We start from the raw sequence: 22,859 nt of genomic DNA on the forward strand, positions 1-22,859 counted from the left end.
AGGCAATCTTACACTAACAAATAACCCGGACCACTCGGTGGGGGCCGATCAAAAGCATGGACGAACTGGTTCGATGCTCGGAACATTCCAGGATGTACGCCATTCCCGTTCTAAGACCTTTATATTGCTGGAGTGTAATGGATGGTTTCCCTCAGGATCCAGAACAAGGCAGGTGCTTTGCCGCCTCTCATCCTTGGGGGCATCATCGCCCTGATCGGCTTGGTCCTGACGATGGGAGGTATATACCTCGCGGTACTCGGCGGCTCGGCCTATTATGTTCTCGCCGGTGTCGCGCTGTTAGCCTCAGGCGCGTTGCTGATCCGTCGTAATATCCTGGGTGGCTGGCTGTATTGTGCCATTTTCGTGCTGACCGTCATCTGGGCGCTTGCCGAAGCAGGCACCAACAACTGGGCTCTGGTGCCGCGCGTGATCGCGCCTTTGGTGCTGCTGGTGGCCACTTTCCTGGTCATGCCGACACTCTCCGCACGGTCACATCGCTGGCAGCTGGGCCTTGGCGCCAGCGCCGTGGCGGTCATCCTGACGGGCGTCACCGGGCTGATCTTTGCCCGTATGGCCGACACTGGCCCCATATCACAACTTCCTGAACTGCGCTTCGACATGGGCGATCCGTCGCTCATGTCGGCGGGCGACGATTGGCCGGCTTACGGCGGCACCGACGCCGCTCGCCGTTTCTCGCCTCTTGGACAGATCACCGCCGACAACGTGAAGAACCTCAAGCGCATCTGGGTCACGCACACCGGAGACATGCCGTCGTCGCACAAGATCGCCAAGACCTACGGCGGTGAGAACACCCCGTTGAAGGTCGGGAACATGCTCTACGTCTGCACGCCGAAGAACATCGTCCTCGCGCTCGACCCCGCGACAGGCAAGCAGCGCTGGAAGTTCGACCCGAAAGTGTCCGACGAAGCCATACCCTACACCGCTGCATGCCGCGGCGTCAGCTACTTCGCGGTGCCCGGCGCCCCGGCCGACCAGCCCTGCGCTCAGCGCATCGTCTACGGCACGCTCGACGCGCGCCTCTTTGCGCTGGATGCCCGCACGGGGGGGCGCTGCGCCGCCTTCGGGAGGAACGGCGAGGTCGATACCAAGATCGGCATGGGCGACACCCCGCCGGGCTACGTTTCCATCAACTCGCCGCCCACCATCGTGCGGGGCGTCGTCGTCACCGGGCACCAGGTGCTGGACGGTCAGGACCGCTGGGCCCCTTCCGGCGTGATCCGGGGCTATGACGCCGTTACCGGCAAGCTGCGCTGGGCCTGGGACATGATGCACCCGGATTGGAACGGCTATCCCCCGTCGGGCCAGACCTGGGCGCGCGGCACCCCCAACATGTGGACGATCGCCAGCGGCGACGAGCAGCTCGGCCTCGTCTACCTGCCGATGGGCAATGCCGCGGCGGACTACTACTCCAGCCTGCGCCGCCCGCAGGAGCGCGACTTCGCCACTTCGCTGGTCGCTCTCGACGTGACGACCGGCAAGCCGCGCTGGAAGTTCCAGGCCGTTCGCGACGACGTCTGGGACTACGACTTCGGCGCGCAGGCCACATTGGTGGACTTCAAGGGCACGCCCGCGCTGGTGCTGCCTTCCAAGCAGGGCGACATCTATGTGCTGGACCGCCGCACGGGTCGGCCCCTCACCCCGGTCGGCACGATCAAGGCTCCCGGCGGCGGAGTCGAGCCGCAGCAGCGTGCGGCCACGCAGCGCGTCTCGCTGTGGCATACCTTGCGCAAGCCCCAGCTTACCGAACGGGACATGTGGGGGATGTCGCCGATCGACCAGATGATCTGCCGCATCCAGTTCCGCAAAGCGAGCTACAAGGGTTTCTTCACACCGCCGGAAAGCGATCGCCGCTCGATCGAATACCCGGGCTACAACGGGGGCACTGATTGGGGCGGCATCGCCGTCGATCCGCGCCGCGGCGTGATCGTCGCCAACTACAACGACATGCCCAACTACGTTCGCCTGGTGCCCCGCGCCGAGGCCGACAAGAAGGGCTGGGCGCCGCGCGACCAGGCCCGAGGCGACATCGGCGGCGCCGAAGGCGCCGGCGATCCGCAGGCCCACACGCCCTATGCCATCGACGTGAATGCAGGCTGGCGCTTGCCGCTGACCGGCATGCTCTGCAAGCAGCCTCCCTACGGCGGCATTCGCGCCATCGACATGGCCACCGGCAGGACAATCTGGGACAGGCCGCTCGGCGAGGCCCGTACCAACGGTCCCTTCGGCATTCCCTCGATGCTACCCTGGACGATCGGCACGCCCAACAACGGCGGCTCCGTCGTGACGGCGGGCGGCGTGATCTTCGTGGCCGCCGCGACCGACAACCTGATCCGTGCCATCGATCTCAAGACCGGCAAAGTGCTGTGGAAGGACGTGCTCCCAGCGGGAGGGCAGGCGACGCCGATGACCTACATGGTAGGCGGCAAACAGTACCTGGTCATCGCACCCGGCGGCCATCACTTTATGGAAACGCCGATCGGCGACCAGGTGATTGCCTATGCTCTGCCCTAAGGGAGCAAGGCTAATGCAGTTCGATCGGTAAACTAGCTCGCTATCCGAGACAAAAGGGCGAGATGGGCCGAATGTCCGCGCGGCGGCAAATGGTCGCTCCAATAAACATAATTTACTATCATGCATGCACGGTAAGCACTATTAATACTGTAGCATAGTTCGAACGATATGACTCGTTACGGTTATTCACGGGGGCGATCGCCGGCCCCCGGCGCAGATCATTAGCTATTTCTGCTGCTGTTGACCATGTCTGCGCCCTCGGGCCGGATCTCACGTCTCACGTGCAGGCCGTCTGCAAACCCAACAGGTGGCGACCAGATGCCGCCACCAGCCTAGCACGCAGAATGGCAGTTGATGGCAACGGCGGTTCCGGCAAGTCGATTACCCGGGTGATTGTCGCGCCATCTCGATCAGGGCCCTGAAAGCAGCCGAAACATTTCGCCGGCTAGGATAATAGAGGCACAAGGGTGCGAGCGGCGGCGTCCAGTCTTCCAAGACACGGATTAGGCGTCCGGTCCGGATGTCGTCCCGGACGTCGGCCTCCATTAAATAGCCGATACCGACATGATCGAGCACGGCGATGCGCGACAGGCTCGCCTCGTCCAGGGTTATGGGGCCGGAAACATCGATTGAAACGGGCTAGCAGTTCTTCGCGAAGTGCCAGCGATGCAGCGCGCCGTTTGGCAGCCGGATGCGCAGGCAGGAGTGGTGAAGTAGGTCCGGGGGTGTGCATGGTTTGTCGTTGGCCTTGAAATATTCAGGCGACGCCACGACGGCAAAACTGCGCGGACGTCCGACTGGAATGGCGATCATATCGGTCGGCACCAGGTTCGCGGTTCGCAATCCGAGGTCGAACCCCTCAGCGACGATGTCGACAATCCGATCCTCGGTGACGAGATCGATATGAACCTTGGGATAATGTCGCAGGAACTTCAGCAAAAGTGGGCCGAGTATCTCCCGTGCACCTGTGGCGAAAGCATTGATCCGCAGAGTTCCGGAGGGTGTTTCCTGCTGTGACCGAGCGGCTCCCATCGCTTCGTGGAGGGTGCTCACAGCGGGCCCAACCTGCTCGACGAAATTTCGTCCAGCATCGGTGAGGGACACGCTGCGAGTCGTGCGATTGAACAGTCGGACGCCAAGCTGCCCTTCCAACTTGCCGACGGCGTTGCTTAGCGCAGTGGTGGAAAGCCCCAGTTCCAGCGCTGCCGCGCGGAACGATGCCCGCCGCGCTATCGCGAGAACAGCGTCAAATCCGATCAAACCGTGTTTAGACATTGTCCCGCCTTTCGCAACGACACATGCCGGTCTAGCCCGATTATCACAACCATTGTGCGGCGTTAAATTCTCCTGGTCACCGTAAGGAGCGTAGCAATGCCGATCGAACTACCCAAACCCATCGCCGACTATGTCGCGGCCAACGCACGGCTCGATACGGACGCCATGCTCAAGCCGTTTGCTGCTGACGCGGCTTTCCTGGATAATGGGAAGCGCTTTGAGGGCCACGACCAGATCCGGAACCTGTTCGAGGAAGAGGTCATCGCCGTGAAAGCCATCTTTACGCCGGATGCGATCCGCCGCGAAGACGGTCTGCGCTTGATGAACGGCTTCACGTACCGAGGCGAAATGAGCTTTAGCGAATGCCCTAACCGCTGCAGCTCCCGAGCCCAATAATTGGCGCCGCCGCACGCCTCCATTGCGACGACGCAGGGCTCCTGCTGGGTCATAAACCGCTGAAACTGAGTGCGACTAAGCTTTTTGCGGAACAGGACTGCACCGGTCCCCGAAGCACCGTGAACCTGGAAAACATTCTTTGCTAGATCCACACCGATCATCGTATCGTTCGTCACGGTTGCCGTCCTTTCCGCTCAGTGGCCTCAACACCACTTTTTGGCACATTGCGATGCCGTCTGGGGAGGGCGGCAACCACCCCATCTCGAAGAACCGAACAATTTCGGCGTGATGTAGACGACCGGTGCTAACGAGCACCTGAGCCCTCCTTTTGGCGGCCCGGCCTCCTGATTTTACAAGGTGTCCAGGCGTTCCGGCGGCGTTTGCGCGTCATACAGGCGCAGTGCGCCCCTCTACCCACGCGAGCCGGTGGAAGTTATACGCGAGGTTGGCCATGCCGGACTAAATTGGCGAGAGCGGCCTCAACCCGCAGCAGGAACTGGAGCGACTGACCTGGACAAAGGCGCCCAACGCTATCCCGGCGGCGTGACGGGCAAGGTTGGCCGGCAGCTGCGAGCATGAGATGCGGCTCATCGGCGAGCTCGGCTATGCGCCTTGCGTCCTCACGGTCCATCCGATCGTCGCCTTTGCCCGCTAGAAGGGCATCTTGCGATCCGACGGCGCTGCTGATCGCGTTTCACGCTAGCGCGGCCGACCAAGCAACCGGCGGCATAGCGATACGTTTCGCAAACAAATCATCAGCATCGTTCGTGAGCATCATGCTGATTTTGGACCGCCCGTGACACGCGAGTATCAGATCGAGCGTCATGGCATCAAAGGCGCTTGCGAGACATTACGACAGTTGATGATCGAGGCCGGCTCTGGAAGGACCGCGAAGCCAGGCGGCCGCCGCCGTATCAGCCTTGCTATCGCCGGGATTGCCGTGGCGAGCTGATCCAGATCGACGGCTCGAAGCACTGGTGGTTCGATGATCGCGGCCCACAATGCAGTCTGCTCGTCTACATCGACGATGCGACCAGCGAACTGATGTGTTCAGGCCTGGAAGCGTTGGCGAAATTCTCTGGGAGAGAGGCCGACTATCCGCAAAAATACCTTCCGAAACGCGCTCGGATCTCCGTAGCCCACTTCCCAGGCTATCCGCTCAATCGGACGCGAACTGAATTGCAGTAGCTCCTGGGCCTTTCCTACGCGTAGCCGCTGGCAGTAGTCGGTTGAGGTAAAACCTGTAGCCTTCTGAAAGCGCCTCAGAAAAGTGCGTTCTTCCAATCCCGCTTGACCTGCGAGAGTGGGCAAGCTGACATCCCGGGCTTCCGTCGCCTGCAGCCAATGCTGGACTTTCAGCACAGCGGCATCGCCATGCGTCAGCCTCGGTGAGAACGTGCTGTAGTAACTCTGTTCCCGCCCGGGCGGATCGACAAGCAGGTGACGCGCTGTCTCAAGCATTATCGTTGGTCCAAGGAACCTGTCTACCAGCTTCAACGCCAGATCCGTCCACGCCATGACGCCGCCAACGGTGATGATGTCCCCATCGTCAATGATCAGACGGTCGGAATCAACGCGCCCCACGTCTGGAAATCGGGCCCTGAGCATGTCCCCGTAGGCCCAATGGGTTGTAACGGTGCGTCCCCTCAGCACGCCAGACTCCCCAAGGACCAGGACGCCCGAGCAAACTGATGCCAGCGTGGTTCCATCGCGATGCTTGTGGCTCAGCCATCCGGCATAGGATCGCGCTATTTTCTGGACGATCGGTGCGCCTAAGGCGGGCGGAAGGATGAGGACACTCGGCAGACCGTCAGACTCTGCGACAGTATCGAACACTCGTACTGGTGAGTCGCCCCCGCTGGGGGTTTGCCAGTGGCTGACGCGAAGCATAGGTGTGTGTGAGCCGCCCTGTCTGCTCCGCGCAAAACCTTCAGCTACGGTGCAGATGTCCGTAAGGCCAAGTACCGCCGCCATTTGGGCACCTGGATAGATCAATACACCGATTTCCGGTACTTCCTGCACCGACATGTCGAAATCACCTCGCATTTTGTCGCTACCGCCAATTCATATTGTGCATGCATGCGCCTAAATCCAGCCCACAGTTTTAGAAAGGTGACCCCATGAGCAAGCGAGCGATCATCGTTGTCGATCTCCAGAACGATTACTGGCCATCGGGCAAGTTCTCGCTGGACGGGATCGAAGAAGCGGCTGCCAATGCCGCCCGAGTGATAAAAAGTGCACGAGACTCGAGAGACGAGGTGATCCATGTGCGTCATGAGTTCACCGACCCTACGATGCCCTTTTTCAATCCGGGCACCAATGGCGTCGAGATCAATCCCGTTGTGCAACCGATCGGTGACGAGACGATCATCACCAAGAATTATCCGAACTCCTTCAAAGAAACCGGGCTGAAGCAGCATCTCGTCGAACAGGGCGTCGCGGAAGTGGTGATTGTTGGTGCAATGAGCCATATGTGCATAGCCGCTACAGCTCGGGCAGCGTCGGACTTTGGCTTCAAGACCGTCGTGGTGCACGATGCATGCGCGACCCGAGACGTTGAGTTCAACGGTGCGACAGTGCCTGCGGCCGATGTCCATACCGCGAACATGTCCGCACTCGCCTTCGCCTATGCAGATGTGGTCGCGACGGACGAGTACGTCTCACGTTAATCCTACGCGAGCAGGCCTGAGGCAGGCGGGTGCCAAGTTCACGAGCTGTGTGAACGTGCCCCGCCCTGTCCGGCTGAACATACAAGTTGCTGGCAACAGATAATCGCCGGCCTCAAGCCTGAAGGGGGATTCTGATGAGCATCTTTGGCCAGGGCCGCCCCACGGTCTGGCGGCTCTGCGCCGCGCAGGCGTTGGCCGGCTCTCATGCGACGGTGCTCTTCGCCTCCGGCGCTGTCGTCGGGCGTGAGTTGGCACCGGAGGCGGAGCTTGCCACTCTGCCCGTTTCGCTCTTTGTCGTCGGTATGGCGGCAAGCACGTTGCCGGCAGGTAGGATCGCAACACGCCACGGACGTTCCAGGGTCTTTCTGATCGGCAGTGTCTCGGGGCTTATGGCAGGGCTGACGGCTGCGCTCGCTGTTGTGATCCAATCCTTCCTCTTGTTCTGCGCCGCAGCGTTTGCGGCAGGTAGTTATGCAGCGGTCGTCCTGACGTTCCGCTTCGCCGCCGCCGAATGTGTACCCGCCCCTGCAAAAGCGCGCGCGCTTTCGCTTGTTCTTGCAGGAGGCATTATGGCGGGTTTGATAGGTGGACAGCTTGTCAGCCTCACCATGGACCTGATCCCAGGGCGAGACTTCGTCGGCACCTATATTGCCAGTTCGGGCATCGCGGTGCTGGCTGGGCTGCTCCTTCGCAAGGTGAACCTGCGGGAGCCGATTGCCGGGACGGCGGCTTTGGGTCGCCCTCTTCGCGAAATCGCACGCCAGCCACTCTTCCTCGCCGCGGTTTCTTCGGGCGTAGTGACCTATCTGCTCATGAATTTTCTAATGACCTCGGCACCGTTGGCGATGCGTATGCACGGCCTTTCGCAAAATCATGCCAACAACGCCGTACAATGGCACGTGGTCGCCATGTATGCGCCCAGCTTCGTTGTCGGGCGGCTGATAACAAGGATAGGGGCGACATGGGTTACCGCGACCGGCCTGCTCATCATAGGGCTCGCCGCAGGAGTGGGACTTCTGGGCATGACGACGGACCACTTCCTCGTCGCGATGATCGTGCTGGGCGTAGGTTGGAACTTCGGCTTTACCGGTGCATCGGCGATGGTTCTTGAAACCCATCGTCCCGAAGAGCGTGCGCGCGTACAGTCTACCAATGACTTCATCGTGTTCGGTTCTGTTGCACTTGGCTCCTTCCTCTCAGGCGGTATGCTCGTCCGCTATGGATGGCAGGTGGTTTGCATGACGGTATTCCCGTTGGTGCTGTTCTCTTTCATAGCTTTGTTTGCGTTCCGCAGGCATCAAGCTGACACCTCCCCTCTAGCTGCTTCTTGATGGCGGCCTGCTGCAAAATATTGAGCTCACGCGTTCGGGGATATCGGGCGCTAAACCTCGAGGTTCGTATTCGCAGAAGAAGTTCCTTCGGGAGATGTTTGCCACCAAGGGCGGGACTGGTTCAGAGGCGACAAATTCGCTGTAGACGCCCGCTTGAGTGGGGCAGAGCCAATCAGCAGACCTCATCGAGGCGCAGGGATTGCTCCGGACCGACCTGCGAGTGCTGTTCTCAAACAAATCAACGGGCTGCTATTAAAAGCCGCTGCCGCTGATATCTGACGAGGCTTGCCGGCCGTGTCCGCCCTGCCAATCGAACTGAGGATTTGACCCCGCATTGCCTTGATCCGGGCGGAAACACGGGGGTCAGTCTCTCATTTCCTCTGACACAGCCTTGCAGTAACCGCGCACTTAGTGCGCTCAGCCCTTCCTTGACGTCCATTTTTTCCATATCGTCCCATATCTTGTTTTTTCGCCTGATATCAGCAAGCCGAATTCGATAGGCTCAGATCATCGCTCCGCCGAAACGATCTTTACCAGCAGATTGGACGATAGCACCTGGGGTAATTCCTCGGTTCGCCCCTCCGCATCCGTGTAGAGATAGTACGGAATCGAGTTCCGGCCCCTGCTTTCCAGGAAGCGCGTAATAGCAGGGTCGCCGCGCGTCCAGTCACCCAACAGCGTGACAACGCCCGCTGCGCGGAAAGCGTGCTGGGTAGCCGGGCGGTCAATGGCAACTTTCCGATTTACCTGGCACACCAGACACCAGTCCGCTGTCATGTCGACAAAGACCGGCGTGCCGGCAGCACGCAGCTCAGCATAGCGTTTTTCCGAGAACGGCTCGGTCTCTGGGCTAGTCGGGGCCGCTGCAAGGCTCGCCTCGGGCAGTTCGATGATTGCGCTGACAAGGAAGGCTGCTGCGACCGGAGCGAGCGCGACGACGGTACGTTTGCCACGATGCTGACGAATGCCGACCCACCAAAGGCCGATCGCCGCGAGCATGACGAGCCCAAGCCCCACGACCATGCCGGTCACACCTACCTGCCGCCCGAGAACCCAAATAAGGCCGAGCGCAGTAAGTAGCATGGGGATCGCCAATATGCGACGGAGGTCGGCCATCCAGGAGCCTGGCCTGGGCAGCAGTCGCCGCAGTCGGGGCACAAATGCGATTAGCAGGAACGGAAGGGCCATGCCGAAGCCGATCCCCGTGAAGATCGGGAGCGCCGCCGACGCGGGAAGCAGTAGCGCCGCACCCAGGGCCACACCCATGAAAGGGCCGCTGCATGGGGTTGCGATTACGGCCGCAAGCAGACCCGTGCCGAAAGCACCGATCCAGTCGCGCCGCGATAACCAACTGCCACTCAGCGAAGGGCCCGGCAGTTCGAAGACACCGGCCAAATTAAGGGCAATGCCGAGCGCCAGAATCGTCAGGACGAGCATTATCCGCGGATCCTGCAACTGGAAGGACCAGCCTATCTCATGCCCCATAGCGCGTGCAGCCAAGAGCACCGCGCCCAGAACCGTTGTCGCAAGGACGCTTCCTGCGGCGTAGGCCGCGCCTTCGATCCGTGCCGCACGCTGGTCCGTACCAGAGCGCACAAGACTTAGTGCTTTCAGAGATAGAATCGGAAAGACGCATGGCATAAGATTGAGCAGCAGCCCACCGAGGAGCGCTCCGACAAGAGTCAAGGCGATGGAAGGACCTTCGTCTTGCGCGCTATTAGGTATCGCTGCCTTTGCCTCCTTCCCTTGACCGAGCGGCACGGCTGCAACGTTGGAATGCGCGATCGGTTTGGTCTGCGGCTCGGGTGCCTGGCGAGCGCTGTTATCAGCATTGGCCTTGGCCTGCACGGCGATCGCTTGCCGGCCGTCGCTCAGGACGCCGTCGAACGTTCCCACGGGCTCGCTTTTACCTGCGGGAACTGATACGAGAAGCTGGGTGCCGGAAATGCTGACCCGCTGCACGGCTTCGGCGCTGAACCATCCCTCTTGCGCCGGATAGAGCCGGACGTTGCGCCAATCCAACGGCGCGCCCGAGGCAATCCGAACCTCCCACCGATCACCCACCCGCGTAACACTCGCTTGTCCGCGCCCGGGGTGGGGCAGCGCCGCTTCGCTGCGGCGAAGCAGGTCGGCATCCTTGCCGGCAGAATTCCCGCCGCCTGCAATCAGATCGGTCGCGATGGCCGCCCGCTCAGGAACGCACAGGCTATCCGAACATGCCAACCAAGTCAGCTCACCACGGATCGGCAATGAGGTGCCGCGCGGCACTGAACCGTCGACGCTCAGGTTGGCGAGGAGCGTAAAACGCCCCTTATGGACATAACTGGCTAGTCCCCCCAAGGTCAGAAGACTGGGAGCGGGATGTTCCACCCGGCTTATCGTCACCCCTTCCGGAAGGGTCCAGGTCACTTCTGGCGGAAGTCCGCTGTCGCCTGGGTTCTGCCAATAGGCGTGCCAGCCAGGCTGCGGCGTCATGGTGATGCCGATCCGTGTGCCCGCTCCCGGGCGTGGATCGACCACCTGCACGACCATGTCGGCAGCGATGTGCGACGCAGGCACCTGAGCATCAGCCGGCGAAAGAGCCGTGAGCGCCGCACAGAGCGCAATAAGAATCCGAAGGATCATGCCAGTAGCTCGCTCAGTTCGCCGCGCCGTCAGGAGCAGTGCGGGCTAGCGCGACCGCCTTACGAAGCCCGGCAAGGTCGATTGCGCCGGGGATCAGGTATGGTCCGACCAGCAGCGCGGGAGTCCCGCTCAGTCCCATCATGATGGCATACCGGCCATTGCGTTCAATGACGGCGTCGATGTCGCCCTTGTGTGTCTTGAGGTCGGTCTGCAGTCTACTCCAGTCGAGACCGGCTTTGGTCGCGGCGGCCCGGATGGTCTGCGACGAAACCTTGCCCGGGGTATCCATCAGCGCGTTGTTGAACGCGGCGTGCTTGCCCTGATATGTGGCGGCGATCGCGACATGTGCTGCTTCGACTGAACCCGCGCCGAAGATTGGCCAGTCCCGATAAACGACTTTCACCTTGGAATCCTCGTGCATAAGTTGCTCCAGCACCGGATGCATCTTCCGACAGAAGGGGCACTGATAGTCGGAGAACACGACGAGCGTCACATCTGCACCTTTCCGATCAATTACGGGAGCGAGCGGGTCGTTCTGTATCTCCGCAAGGGCGTGCTCGCGTTCCGCACCAGAGCGGGCCTCGCCCGTTGGATTTACGGCCTGAGCTTGAGCGCGATCCGTCGTGCCCATACGGCCAACGAGAACACCAAAAAGCAGCAGGGCAACTGCAACTGCTCCGCAGATCGTCACATTTCTCATTGTCACTTCCTTTCCAGCTCGCGGATTCCCGAGGTGAGAGCTGCTCGTGAAATCTCGCCGGCGTGCACGCGAGCGATCTCGCCTTGGGCGTTTATGAAAATGGTCGTCGGGTAAGCGCGCGCACCCGTGGCACCGGCAACCTGCTGGACTTCATCGAGCAGGACCGCGTCTTCCCGCATGCCATTGAGCGAGAGATAAGCCTTCACGCGCCTTGCGCCTTCCCCCTGGTTGACGAGGAGCACGGGCACGCTGGAGGTATCCGCGACGTCGATCACCATCGGCATCTCGCGCCGGCACGGAGGACACCAGGTGGCCCACAGGTTCAGGACGAAGCCTTGACCGCGCATAGTGTCCAGTGAGATCGTTTTCCCCGTCAGGCTCGTCAATCGGAGCCCCTTCGGCAGCTGACTATGGTTTGGTTCCATGGCGGCGCTCACAGCCGCATAAGTGAGCGACACGCCACCAAGCGCGACAAGCATCAAGGCGGTCGCCGGGCGACGCCCCATCTGCACGAGCAGCGCCAATGCGGCCGCAGCAACGCCGGCCCAGCTTGAGAATCCGCCCTGCCATACGGCCAGAACCGTCCAGGGTTCCAGCAGAAAGGCCGGCAGGTTGCCCAGCACATAGCCAAGCCGCGCAGCAACAATCCCGACCCCGACTGCGATCCAGCCCGCCCGACCGGCATTGCTTCCAGTTCGGGAAGCGATTAGCGTCGCGCTGGTGAGAAACGCCCAGATCGCAACCACTGCCAACGCGCGGCCGATTGCGATCATGAAGGGTCCAAAGCTGATGATGCCATCCATGATGGCCTGAATTCCTGCCTTAGCTTAAGGGAGGCTTAGCGGCCGTTAAGGCGGACATAAGTTTGCGGGCTGACTGTAGCGAGATGCGGATTCTTTTGGTTGAGGACGATGACGTGCTGCGCGATGGCATCACCGCGGGGCTGAGTCTTGAAGGGTTTGAGGTGGACGCTGTATCTTCGATCGAGGATGCGCGTGCGGGCTTGTCGATTCACGATCACGGCGGCGTGATCCTCGACATTGGTTTACCCGACGGTTCTGGGCTGGACTTGCTGGCGGAATGGCGGCGCGCCGCCGTCACGGTGCCGATCCTTCTCCTCACCGCTCGGAACCTCGTTACCGATCGAGTATCCGGGCTCGATGCGGGTGCCGACGACTATCTCGGCAAGCCGTTCGATCTTTCGGAATTGTCCGCCCGCGTTCGCGCCATGCTTCGGCGGCGGGTTGGACGAGCTTCGGACGAAATCGTTTTCGGTTCATTGGTCATCAGCGTTGCGCAGCGAACGGTGACTTTGGCTGGTCAGCCGGTCTCTGTGTCGCGGAGAGAATTTGCTATCCTCCATGCGCTGGCTGAACGCCCCGGGCACATCCTGTCACGGCGCCTGCTGGAGGACAGAATTTATGGCTGGCAGGAAGAGGTGGAAAGCAACGCGGTGGAAGTCCACATTCACAAGCTGCGTGCGAAGCTTGGCCGCGGCCACATCCAGACGGTGCGTGGAGAAGGCTATCGTCTGTCGACATGATAAAATCGCTTCGCCTTCGCCTGTTCGCGCTCGTCGCCGCTATTACCCTGCTGGTGTGGGCAGGCGCGGCGATCTGGACCGGCATGTCGGCACGGGCGGAGGTAGAACGGGTGCTCGACCGGAGACTTGTGGAGGCTGCCCGGATGGTCGCTGCCCTTGACGTGGCGACGCGGAAAACCGGGGATGCTCCCGCTCCGATCCACTACTCTCGCGATCTGTCGTGCCAGATATGGTCGCTCGATGGGGGCTTGATCGGCCGATCTGCGGGATCCCCCGATGCCCCGCTAGCAGGCGGAAAGCCCGGCTTCACGGAAAGGGTCGTTGGAGAACGGCGCTGGCGGGTCTTCACGCACGTTGATCCAGACCAGGGCATCCGCGTTATGATCGGCGACAATCTCGCGATCCGCGAACGACTGGTGCGCGATCTTCTGCTTGGCCTCGTTCTGCCGGCGGTGGCCGGCTTGATCGCTCTCGGGGTGCTCCTATGGCTTGCAGTGAGTCGCGGGTTGCGTCCGCTCGGCAGGATCACCGAGGCGATCGCGACACGTTCGCCTGAAAGCCTTGCACCGCTTGAACTTGAGCCTGTGCCAAGCGAGCTTTCGCCGCTGGTGCGAGCGATGGATACCTTGTTGCTCGAACTGGATACTGCCCGACAGGCGGAACGAGCGTTTGTCGCGAATGCCGCACACGAACTGCAGACGCCATTGGCTGGTTTGAAAACGCAGGCAGAAGTTGCTCGGCGAGCAAGCGATCCTTCGATGCGGGAACATGCGCTGGAGCGGATCATCGTATCCGTGGATCGAACCAGTTGCTTAGTTCGTCAGCTGCTTGATCTTGCCGCACAGGAACGGCACGAGAGCCGAGCCGGCACATGGGTGTCGGTCGATGAGGTCATCGCGACGATCGAACAGGATTATCGTCTGATCGCGCAGCGCAGCGGTCGTCAGATCGTAACCGCGTGTAGCCGACGGTGCCCGGAAGTGGCTTTGGACGAGTATGCTCTAAGGCTAGCGATTGGGAACCTCGTCGAAAACGCGCTACTACATGGCGCAGGCAACGTGCGGATCGAGTGTGCACTGGATACCGATTTCGAACTTCGAGTGATCGACTTCGGCGTGGGCATTCCCAAGGAGGATCAGTCTCGCGTACGTCGTCGCTTCGAGCGGGGACGTGGCGTTGGTACGACCGGCACCGGTCTCGGTTTGCCGATCGTCCAGATGGCGATCGCTGCAGCAGGTGGCATTCTGGAGTTTCGTACTTGTCAGAACGGCTTTGCCGCAGTGCTCCGTTTTCCGAGCCCAGCTTTCCGTGTCACCGCACCGCGAGGGACGTTCTCGGAAATGGCTCCCGCTTTGTCTCGTCGATCGAGACGGCGCGGACGATGAAATGGAAGCTGACCGTGAAAGCAAACTGTGCCCTTGCCATCACTGCTCCACGGTGTTCGGACATCACAGCGCTCCCCAACTGCGCCACAACATGTATGCGGCAACGACGAAAATCAGGATCGCGAAAACAGTGGAAAGCGCGCCACGGCTTTCAGTCAGACGCCGCGCGACCATCAGGCCAAGCAGTCCGCCCGCAATGCCACCGGCAATGAACACGCCGGCGAGGGGCCAGTCGACCAATCCCGACCATGCATAGCTCAGCGCGGTCGTCAGGCCGAACGCGGCAACCGCCACGAGCGAGGTGCCGACCGCATTCAGCATCGGCATCCGGGTCGACCCGATCAGGCCCGGTACGATCAGGAAGCCGCCCCCGATCCCGAAAAAGCCGGAGAAGATGCCGGTGACCAGGCCGAAGCCCAGAACCTTCGGTGCGTTCTCGCGGCTACATTGCGCCCCGGGCACGCCATCCGCCTTGCGTCCCCGCAGCATAACGATCCCGACCAGGACCATGACGAGCGCGAAGAGGAACAGCAGTCGCGCACCGTCGAACGCCTTGCCAGCTGTCGAACCGGCGAATGCGCCGAAAATGCCGGCCAGCGCATACATGCCGCCACAGCGCCACTTGACCGTACCTGCGCGCGCATGACCGATCAGGCCGGTCGCGGCATTGGCGGCGACCGCGAAAGCGCTGGTTCCGATCGCGACATGCGCGCTGGGCACACCGACGAGATAGATCATCAACGGCACGGCCAGGATCGATCCCCCTCCGCCGACAAGCCCCAGCGTGAAGCCGACCAGGCCGCCGGAGAAAGCGCCTAGCAGATACTGGATCGGCTCGAGCATCATGCCGCTCTACCGATCCTATGCGGGGATGCGAGAAGCTCGTGGCCCTTCAGCATGGCATGCCAGTAGAGCGGGGGCAGCATCCTCTCCTTCAGGAACCATGCGGCACGGGTCGGGCGCGTACCGTTCACCAGCCACGCCGGGAAAGTCGGGAGCAGCTTCCCGCCATAACCGAATTCGGCCAGCACGATCTTGCCACGTTCGACGGTGAGCGGGCATGAGCCATAGCCGTCATAGTCCGCAACCGGCTCCCGCCCTTCCAGCGCGGCGAGAACGTTCACGGCCACCACGGGCGCCTGCTGGCGAACAGCCGCCGCCGTCTTCGCATTGCTGGTGCCTGCGCCGTCCCCGAGCCCGAAGACGTTTGCATAACGCTTGTGGCGCAAGGTCGCTTCATCGACGTCGATAAAGCCGCTGGCTGCCGCAAGCGGGCTTTTCGCGACGCAGTCGTGCGACACTTGGGCTGGTACGACATGAAGCATGTCGAACTCACGTTCGACCGTCTCCGTCGCACCATCCTTGGTCTGTACGAAGGTTGCGATGCGACGCTGACCATCCACTGCCACCAGATTGGATTCTAGACGCATGTCGATGCCATAGGCCGAGATGTATTCCATCAATGCAGGGACATAGGTCGCGACACCAAACAGCACCGCGCCTGCGTTGTGAAATTCAACATCGATCTTGGGCAGCACGCCTGCGTCCCGCCACAGGTCACAGGAGAGATACATCGCTTTTTGCGGCGCCCCTGCGCACTTGATCGGCATCGGAGGCTGCGAGAACAACGCTCGCCCGGCCTTCATCTGCTGGACGAGACGATGGGTGTAAGGCGCAAGATCGTAGCGATAGTTGGACGTGACACCACCGCGTCCCAGCGCGTCTTCCAGCCCGGCGATCTTTTCCCAGGCGAGCCGCAATCCGGGCGCGGCGACCAAGACTTGATAAGCAATCGTTCGCCCGTCTGCCAGTTCGACCCTGTTCCGGTCCGGATCGAAGCCGGTCGCGGCAACCTGCAGCCACGTCACTCCATGGGGCATGACGTCAGCTTCGGCGCGCCGCGTCTGTTCCGGTTTGAATACGCCGGCGCCAACCAGCGTCCAGCCTGGCTGATAATAATGGTCCTGAGCCGGATCGACGATCGCGATCGTCACTTTGGCGTTGCGTTTCAGGATACTGGCCGCGGTTGCAATCCCGGCCGAACCTCCGCCGACAATCACCACATCGAATTTGCTGTCCGGAGCCGTCGCGCGCAGTTCAGGGGCGGAATCGGCGACGCCGTCGCCTGCTGCGGTAGCGGTGCCGAGAGGGCTATTGGCAGCGCGCGTCTCCGCCTTGGCGAGTGCCCATAGGTTCGTCGAGCGCATCCCGCTGCGGCAGAACGCCAGAACTGGCGCGGGCAAGGTGTCCATCGCTCGCGCCATGGCAGCGGCATCGGCAGCCGCAGCCTTGCCGGCGACAACGGGAATATGCGCAAAGGCGAGACCATGACGCGTCGCCTCGGCACGGATCTCGTCAGCGGAAAGCTGGCCTGGCTCCTCGCCATCCGGACGGTTCGAGATGATCGACCGATAGCCTTGCCGCGCGGCCTCGGCCACGTCGTTCAGCGTGATCTGCGGGGAGACGGCGACGCCGTCATCCAGAGGCTTGAACGCCATATCGTTGTCTTTTCCTTGTGCTATCTGGCGGTCGGCAGCAGGCGGAACAGCCCGAAGCCGATCATCATGAAGAGGACGAAGACGAGTGCCGGGCCGGGCGCGATCGCCAGCGCGGCGAGGGCCGGACCGGGGCACAGCCCTGCCAGTCCCCAACCGGTTCCGAACAGGGCCGCGCCGCTGATCAGGCGCGCGTCGATGGGACTGGTTGCGGGCAGATGGAACGCCTCGGCTACCACCGGCCGTGTGCGTCGCCGCACGATCATCCACGCGAAGCCCATCGGGAGGAGCGCGCCCCACATGACGAAGGCCAGCGTGGGGTCCCATGCGCCCGTCACGTCGAGGAACGCGCGCACCCGCACCGGATCGGTCATGCCGGACAAGGCTAGCCCCATTCCGAATAGCACACCGCTCGCGAGCGCGACTATGGCCTGCCGCATCATGCGTTCCATCCGATTAGACGCAGCAATGCGACTGTAGCGATGCCGGTTGCCATGAACGTCATCGTCGCCGCGATCGAGCGGGGTGACAGCCGGGCCATGCCCACCACGCCATGCCCGCTTGTGCAACCCGATCCGAGCCGAGTCCCCAAACCGACGAGCAACCCCGCCAACGCTAGCATGCCCCACGAGGTCCGGAAGTGCGAGTTCACCCCGACCAGGGCCATCACAATCGCAGCACCGATCGGCAGGCCCACGGTAAACGCGACGGCAACGCTACCGGGCGCTCCCCCCTTCGCCAGTCCAACCGCGCGCGCAAACATGCCGCTGCACCCGGCCACCCGTCCATTGAACACTAGCATGATCGCCGCGGACAGTCCGATCAGCAGGCCGCCGATCAGTCCCTGGACCGGCATCGCATCGGGGAAGACCGCCATCACAGCGCATCCAGCGGGATGCGGAGATAGCGAATACCGTTCGCTTCGGGTGCCGGCAGCTTGCCGCCACGAATGTTTACCTGGATCGACGGCAGGATCAGGCGCGGCACAGCCAGCGTGGCGTCCCGAGCCTGGCGCATCGCCACGAAAGCATCCTCGTCGATCCCGTCATGCACATGAACATTGGCTTCGCGTTGAGCGATAACGGTCGTTTCCCATTCATAGTCGGCCCGTCCGGGCGCCTTGTAATCGTGGCACAAAAACAGCCGTGTTTGTGGGGGAAGACTGAGCAGACGCCGGATCGAACGAAAAAGCTGGCGCGCGTCGCCCCCTGGAAAGTCGGCCCGAGCAGTGCCGAAGTCCGGCATGAACAGCGTGTCGCCTACGAAGGCCGAATCGCCGATGACGAAGGCCATGTCAGCCGGCGTATGACCAGGCACATGCAGGACGCTCGCCTGTAAGCCGCCGATCTCGAACTGATCGCCATCATCGAAAAGCCGATCGAATTCAGACCCATCACGGACGAACTCGGCTCCGGCGTTTAACAGCTGGCCGAACACGTCCTGGACCTGCGTGATCGCGCGGCCGATGCCGAGCTTCCCTCCCAGCTTCTGTTGCAAGTAGGGGGCGGCAGACAGGTGATCGGCATGGGCATGCGTTTCCAGCAACCAATCGATCGTCAGGGCCTCGTCTTCGACATAGGCCATAATGGCATCGGCCGAGGTCGTCGCCGTTCGCCCCGACGCCTGGTCGAAATCGAGAACGCTGTCGATGATTGCTGCATGCCGAGTCGCGGGATCGGACACGACATAGCTGATCGTGTTCGTCTGCTCGTCGAAGAACGCCCGCACCATTGGAGTTCTGCCTTCATGGCGAGCGCCATCGATCTGGCGAGTAGCTTGCGCAAGGAAGAAATCTGACACTTACACCTCGAATGTATATTCTTTAATGTAAGTCTGTAACCGCATTGCGTCAAGGCTTAGCCGCTGGCATAGAGGTCGGCATGGACCTCCACATCCCACCACGCCCTCTCCGTATCGGCGATCAAGCTCCGCCCTTCAGTGCTCGCACTACCCATGGCGACATTACCCTCGATCAGTTCCGGGGACGCTGGCTGTTGTTCTTTTCCCACCCCGCCGACTTCACGCCGGTATGCACGAGTGAGTTCATCGCGCTTGCGGAGGCGGCATCGATGTTTGAGGCGGCAAATTGTGCGCTGCTAGGCCTGTCAGTAGACAGCCTGTACTCGCATGTGGCCTGGGTCAGAGCGATCAAGGCCCTGGCAGGGGTGGAAATTCCATTCCCCGTTGTCGAAGACCCTTCGATGGCGATCGGTCGCGCGTACGGGATGATCGATGACGAAGCGACTGACTCCTCGGCGGTGCGTGCGACCTATGTCATTGATCCCGAAGGTATTATCCAGGCGACGAACTGGTACCCAATGCAGGTCGGCCGCTGCGTCGACGAGATGTTGCGCACCGTCCATGCACTGCAGCGGACCATGGATGGCAGCGTTCTGACGCCTGCTTGTTGGCGACCGGGCGACGATGTGCTGCTGCCGCCGTCGCTTCCCAGCGACGACAGTCCCGACTGGTTTCACCGTTTGCGGCCGGACGCATGAGCCTTGATCGTAGCCAAGCCGACCTGATGGTCGAGCAGCTTAAAATGCTGGCCCAGCCCCAGCGGTTGATGATCCTATCGGCATTATTGGAGGGAGAGCGCGCCGTTGGCGAGATCGAAGCGATGACCGGGATCGGTCAGCCTGCCCTCAGCCAACAACTGGCCGAACTGCGGCGGGCCAATCTCGTCACCCCGCGCCGGGAAGCCCGCCAGATCTTCTACAGCATCGCCAGCGACGCAGTGAACGATCGGATTCGTACGCTATTCGCAGCGTTAGGTGCGCCGGTGCCTCATCGGACCGTGCGCGAAGACAAGCTTCCGACCACACATAAGCGGGCTCTTACCGGCGCCGCGGCCTTTGCACGCATAGGATGATGAGGAACTGGCCGATGCCATACAAATTGATGCTCGTCCTCGTCGCCTCGGCGACGATAATGGTGGGGCATTCTGCCTTGGCGAATGATGCGCGGCATCCTGTCGTGCAGGATTTCGGGGCAATCGTTCCAATGCCGGATGCCAAGGAGCGCCCGGACCGCACCCTGCGCTACCGAGTATTGTTTAGCGTCACGAAGGCGCCCGCCTCACCGGATCAGGTCAATCCAACTCTCGAAAAGGTCGCGCGTTTCATAAACCTGCTGGGTGCCGATGGGGTAAGGCCTGAGCCCGGTGATGTCACCGTCGTGATCCACGGGCCTGCAACACAACTGGTGATGAGCGATGCGGCCTATGCGAATAGTACGAAGACCGGAAAGAACCCCAATCTGCCGCTGATTGCCGCGCTGCGTTTTGCCGGTGTTTCAGTGCGCGTGTGCAGTCAAGCCCTGGTTGGCAACAAGATCGATCCCGCGTCAGTTGAGAAGACAGTCGAGATAGATGTGTCCGCATTGACCACGATGGCCACTTTGCAGCTGCGAGGATGGGCTTTGATCCAAGACTAAGCTTCTGCCCGCATTCCTAAACATCAGCCTCGTCATGGGATCGATTGAGGTGGCTCCGCCCTTTTGGACAGTTGCGTCTGAGTTAAGCTAACCCTGGTTACCGTTCATACCGCCATTCTGGTTATTAGATCATGGAAGGCAGGCCGTTATGGGTATTCCATAAATTGCGGCTTTCTGGGGCAGCGATTCAGGGCGCAAAATACTCATCAGCCTCCGTTGGCCCGCCGCCGCGCGAGTACCGGCTGCGCTTCGCCGCGGTGACACGAGCGGTGGCCCTGCGGGCGGGGGAGGCTATTGTGGAAGGTCTGCCTGTAAGTCGATGGCGACGTTCCGAGTTGAAGAGCGAATTGCTGCCGCATCGAAAGTGGCGTGCCGAATCCGGCGGCGTATGCGACGTGCTCTACCGGCAACTGAGTCGTTTCTAGCAGTTGCTGCGCTTTGGTAAGGCGCTGTGCGTTCAGCCACTGAGTCACAGTCAATCCCGTTGCCTCGCGAAAGTGGCGGGTGAAGGAGCGGCGGCTCATACCGGCGACATCCGCCAGCATGTCTACGGTCAATGCTTCGGAGATCCGTTCCAGCGCCCATTCTAACACGCCCGGAAGCCGGTTCTGGCATGGCAGCAGTGGCACCGGCTTTTCGATGTACTGCGCCTGCCCGCCTTGGCGATGCGGCGGCGTCACCAACATCCGCGCCATGCGATTCGCCACGTCCGCTCCATGCCGCATCCGCAGCAGATTAAGGCAGCAGTCTATTGCTGCCATCGATCCGGCCGAGGTGACGATCCCACCATCCTCGATATAGAGCACGTCAGGGCGGAAGATGACTGAAGGAAAGCGGCGGGCGAACGCCTCGCGCGCGATCCAGTGCGTGGTGGCCTCTCGCCCGTTCAACAGGCCCGCATCGCCTAGGACGAATGCGCCCAAGCATAGGCCGACGATGATCTTTCCTTTGCCGTGGGCTGTTCGCAAGGCTTCGATAAGCACTGGCGGCGTTGCGGCTTCCGGATTGTTCCAGCCCGGGACAATCACGATCCCAGCCTCGCGCATGGCTTCCAGTCCGTCCGGCACATACACCTGAAGACCATTGTCCGCACAGATGAGCCCTGGGTCTACGGCGCAGTAACGAACTTCATACAAGGGGAAGTCGGCGGGAGCGATGCTCGCCCCGAAGACCATGCCAGGTGTGGTAAGGTGGAAAAGGCTCACACCCTCGAAAGCGAGGACGGCGACTTGCGTGCGTGACATGCTACATGTTCCGAGGAAGTTGGCCCGATACTATCGATTGTTGTCGCACGGGTCAATTGTGGCATCCGTGGCTGACGGCCAGACCGATACCGCACTGTCCCGCAGGCCGCGGCGACGTCGTTGAGATTCGAGAACTGCAATGACTACATCCTCCATTTACGGCTCGCGCCTTGGTGGCGCGCCTGTGCCTTTGTCTATCCTCGACTTTGCCATGGCCGGGCGTGGTTACACCGCGCGGGAAGCTTTAGCTGGCAGCATTGAACTGGCGCGCTTGGTCGATCGGCGCGGCTTCACGCGCTACTGGGTGGCCGAGCACCATTCCATGCCCGGAGTCACCACGTCATCGCCGCCGCTGCTGCTCGCCCGATTGATCGGGGAGACGAGCCGGATCAGGCTCGGTGCGGGCGGCATGATGCTGCCAAACTTCCCTCCGCTGGTGGTCGCGGAACAGTTCGGTCTTCTCGCCTCTCTCGCGCCGAACCGGATAGACCTTGGTATCGGCCGCGCGCCGGGTACGGACGGAACAACGGCAGCGGCCCTGCGCCGTGGCAATATCGGAGCTGACGATTTTCCCGCCCAGCTTATGGAGCTTCTGGCGTTCATGGACGCGAAGTTCCCTGGGGGACACTCCTACGGCGAGCGCGTGAACGCAGTGCCCAGCCCGTGGCAAGACCGCGAAAATGGTGTGCCTCGATCCTTCGACCGTCCGCCCGTATGGCTGCTGGGATCGTCCACATTTTCCGCGCAGTTGGCGGGATACCTCGGCTTCCCATTTGCTTTCGCGGCCCACCTTGCCGACGAGAATCTCGAACACGCAATGGAGGTATATCGAGGTACGTTTCAGCCTTCGGCACTCTTGGACAAGCCCTACGCTATTGTCAGTTCCGGTGTGATGGCCGCCGATGACGAGGAAGAGGCCCAGAGGCAGAGCTGGGCGTACTCCCACGCGATGATGCGCATGTCGCAAGGCAAGTCGTTCGTCGTTCCGACGCCTGATGAGGCCCAAGCTTACATCTATACCGCGGCAGAGCGCCAAATTATCGAGAGGTGGAACGCCAAGACTATGATCGGCACGGCGGAAGAGGTTGTCGCCAAGCTGAATGCTCGGCAAACGCAAACAGACGCTGACGAGATGATGGTCCTCAACTTGGGACACAGCCCGTCCGCGATCCATCGCTCAACCGAGCTGATCGCTGACGCGTACAGAATGCCAGTCTGAAGGTTGCCGA

20 protein-coding genes and 2 pseudogenes are annotated in these 22,859 nt (G+C 61.5%); 11 read left to right on the top strand and 11 right to left on the bottom strand.

The window, feature by feature from the left end:
- The first annotated feature begins 141 nt into the window (after positions 1-141).
- Positions 142-2,532 carry a membrane-bound PQQ-dependent dehydrogenase, glucose/quinate/shikimate family gene (locus L284_RS33980; protein WP_021233782.1) on the top strand — a complete coding sequence of 797 codons (2,391 nt, stop codon included), beginning with the start codon at positions 142-144 and terminating at the stop codon, positions 2,530-2,532.
- Between the two features lie 381 nt (positions 2,533-2,913).
- On the opposite strand, the pseudogene L284_RS33985 reads toward L284_RS33980, so the two are convergent.
- A pseudogene (locus tag L284_RS33985) lies at positions 2,914-3,807 on the bottom strand (LysR substrate-binding domain-containing protein).
- Positions 3,808-3,903: 96 nt separating this feature from the next.
- On the opposite strand from L284_RS33985, the gene L284_RS0124065 reads away from it, so the two are divergent.
- Together L284_RS0124065 and L284_RS49170 are read left to right on the top strand one after the other, a co-directional pair.
- The gene (locus L284_RS0124065) at positions 3,904-4,203 is read left to right on the top strand and encodes a Cif family virulence factor (protein WP_021233784.1); all 300 of its coding nucleotides are present in this window, start codon (positions 3,904-3,906) and stop codon (positions 4,201-4,203) included.
- Positions 4,204-5,047: 844 nt separating this feature from the next.
- Positions 5,048-5,250 (top strand): annotated as a pseudogene (locus L284_RS49170) (ISNCY family transposase); the annotation flags it as partial.
- A gap of 3 nt (positions 5,251-5,253) precedes the next feature.
- On the opposite strand, the gene L284_RS0124070 reads toward L284_RS49170, so the two are convergent.
- Complete coding sequence (locus L284_RS0124070) at positions 5,254-6,231, bottom strand: GlxA family transcriptional regulator (RefSeq protein WP_052018371.1); 978 nt, start codon at positions 6,229-6,231, stop codon at positions 5,254-5,256.
- Between the two features lie 92 nt (positions 6,232-6,323).
- Between L284_RS0124070 and L284_RS33990 the strand changes: the two genes are divergently transcribed.
- The gene (locus L284_RS33990) at positions 6,324-6,872 is read left to right on the top strand and encodes a cysteine hydrolase family protein (protein ID WP_021233788.1); all 549 of its coding nucleotides are present in this window, start codon (positions 6,324-6,326) and stop codon (positions 6,870-6,872) included.
- A gap of 134 nt (positions 6,873-7,006) precedes the next feature.
- The gene (locus tag L284_RS33995) at positions 7,007-8,203 is read left to right on the top strand and encodes an MFS transporter (RefSeq protein ID WP_021233789.1); all 1,197 of its coding nucleotides are present in this window, start codon (positions 7,007-7,009) and stop codon (positions 8,201-8,203) included.
- 507 nt (positions 8,204-8,710) lie between these two features.
- Here the strand turns inward: L284_RS33995 and L284_RS34000 are convergent.
- Genes L284_RS34000 through L284_RS34005 form a run of 3 tightly spaced genes read right to left on the bottom strand, consistent with a single transcriptional unit; the run spans position 8,711 to position 12,331 of the window.
- Positions 8,711-10,828, bottom strand: a complete 2,118-nt coding sequence (locus L284_RS34000; protein ID WP_021233790.1) for a protein-disulfide reductase DsbD family protein — start codon at positions 10,826-10,828, stop codon at positions 8,711-8,713.
- A gap of 13 nt (positions 10,829-10,841) precedes the next feature.
- Positions 10,842-11,528 (bottom strand): DsbA family protein, encoded by a 687-nt coding sequence (locus tag L284_RS0124075; RefSeq protein ID WP_031341994.1) that lies wholly within the window; start codon positions 11,526-11,528, stop codon positions 10,842-10,844.
- A 2-nt stretch (positions 11,529-11,530) separates the two neighbouring features.
- Positions 11,531-12,331, bottom strand: coding sequence for a prolipoprotein diacylglyceryl transferase family protein (locus L284_RS34005; RefSeq protein ID WP_021233792.1), 801 nt, complete (start codon positions 12,329-12,331; stop codon positions 11,531-11,533).
- 83 nt (positions 12,332-12,414) lie between these two features.
- On the opposite strand from L284_RS34005, the gene L284_RS34010 reads away from it, so the two are divergent.
- Together L284_RS34010 and L284_RS34015 are read left to right on the top strand one after the other, a co-directional pair.
- Positions 12,415-13,071, top strand: a complete 657-nt coding sequence (locus L284_RS34010; protein WP_021233793.1) for a response regulator — start codon at positions 12,415-12,417, stop codon at positions 13,069-13,071.
- Positions 13,068-14,456, top strand: coding sequence for an ATP-binding protein (locus tag L284_RS34015; RefSeq protein ID WP_021233794.1), 1,389 nt, complete (start codon positions 13,068-13,070; stop codon positions 14,454-14,456). Before L284_RS34010 ends, L284_RS34015 begins: the two co-directional genes overlap by 4 nt.
- 63 nt (positions 14,457-14,519) lie before the next feature.
- Here L284_RS34015 and L284_RS34020 read toward each other — a convergent pair whose 3' ends face one another.
- The 5 genes from L284_RS34020 to L284_RS34040 are packed head-to-tail and all read right to left on the bottom strand — an operon-like array spanning position 14,520 to position 18,682.
- Positions 14,520-15,302 carry a sulfite exporter TauE/SafE family protein gene (locus L284_RS34020; protein WP_021233795.1) on the bottom strand — a complete coding sequence of 261 codons (783 nt, stop codon included), beginning with the start codon at positions 15,300-15,302 and terminating at the stop codon, positions 14,520-14,522.
- Complete coding sequence (locus tag L284_RS34025; protein ID WP_021233796.1) at positions 15,299-16,954, bottom strand: TIGR01244 family sulfur transferase; 1,656 nt, start codon at positions 16,952-16,954, stop codon at positions 15,299-15,301. Before L284_RS34025 ends, L284_RS34020 begins: the two co-directional genes overlap by 4 nt.
- 20 nt (positions 16,955-16,974) lie before the next feature.
- Positions 16,975-17,391, bottom strand: coding sequence for a DUF6691 family protein (locus tag L284_RS34030; RefSeq protein WP_031341998.1), 417 nt, complete (start codon positions 17,389-17,391; stop codon positions 16,975-16,977).
- Positions 17,391-17,828 (bottom strand): YeeE/YedE family protein, encoded by a 438-nt coding sequence (locus tag L284_RS34035; RefSeq protein WP_021233798.1) that lies wholly within the window; start codon positions 17,826-17,828, stop codon positions 17,391-17,393. Before L284_RS34035 ends, L284_RS34030 begins: the two co-directional genes overlap by 1 nt.
- Positions 17,828-18,682, bottom strand: a complete 855-nt coding sequence (locus L284_RS34040; RefSeq protein WP_021233799.1) for an MBL fold metallo-hydrolase — start codon at positions 18,680-18,682, stop codon at positions 17,828-17,830. Before L284_RS34040 ends, L284_RS34035 begins: the two co-directional genes overlap by 1 nt.
- A gap of 149 nt (positions 18,683-18,831) precedes the next feature.
- Between L284_RS34040 and L284_RS34045 the strand changes: the two genes are divergently transcribed.
- From L284_RS34045 to L284_RS34055, 3 genes are read left to right on the top strand one after another with little or no spacing between them, the layout of a single operon-like run.
- Complete coding sequence (locus tag L284_RS34045) at positions 18,832-19,449, top strand: peroxiredoxin (protein WP_021233800.1); 618 nt, start codon at positions 18,832-18,834, stop codon at positions 19,447-19,449.
- Positions 19,446-19,823 carry an ArsR/SmtB family transcription factor gene (locus L284_RS34050; RefSeq protein WP_021233801.1) on the top strand — a complete coding sequence of 126 codons (378 nt, stop codon included), beginning with the start codon at positions 19,446-19,448 and terminating at the stop codon, positions 19,821-19,823. Before L284_RS34045 ends, L284_RS34050 begins: the two co-directional genes overlap by 4 nt.
- A gap of 14 nt (positions 19,824-19,837) precedes the next feature.
- Positions 19,838-20,386 (top strand): DsrE family protein, encoded by a 549-nt coding sequence (locus L284_RS34055; RefSeq protein ID WP_235054346.1) that lies wholly within the window; start codon positions 19,838-19,840, stop codon positions 20,384-20,386.
- 206 nt (positions 20,387-20,592) lie between these two features.
- Here the strand turns inward: L284_RS34055 and L284_RS34060 are convergent, their stop codons facing one another.
- Positions 20,593-21,630, bottom strand: a complete 1,038-nt coding sequence (locus tag L284_RS34060; protein ID WP_021233803.1) for a GlxA family transcriptional regulator — start codon at positions 21,628-21,630, stop codon at positions 20,593-20,595.
- A 139-nt stretch (positions 21,631-21,769) separates the two neighbouring features.
- Here L284_RS34060 and L284_RS34065 point away from each other — a divergent pair, with 139 nt between their 5' ends.
- Entirely contained in the window at positions 21,770-22,849 is a 1,080-nt protein-coding gene (locus tag L284_RS34065) for an LLM class flavin-dependent oxidoreductase (protein ID WP_031342005.1), read from the top strand.
- Positions 22,850-22,859: the final 10 nt, after the last annotated feature.

Origin of the sequence: Novosphingobium lindaniclasticum LE124, from assembly GCF_000445125.1 — a bacterium.
Taxonomy (GTDB): Bacteria; Pseudomonadota; Alphaproteobacteria; order Sphingomonadales; family Sphingomonadaceae; genus Novosphingobium; species Novosphingobium lindaniclasticum.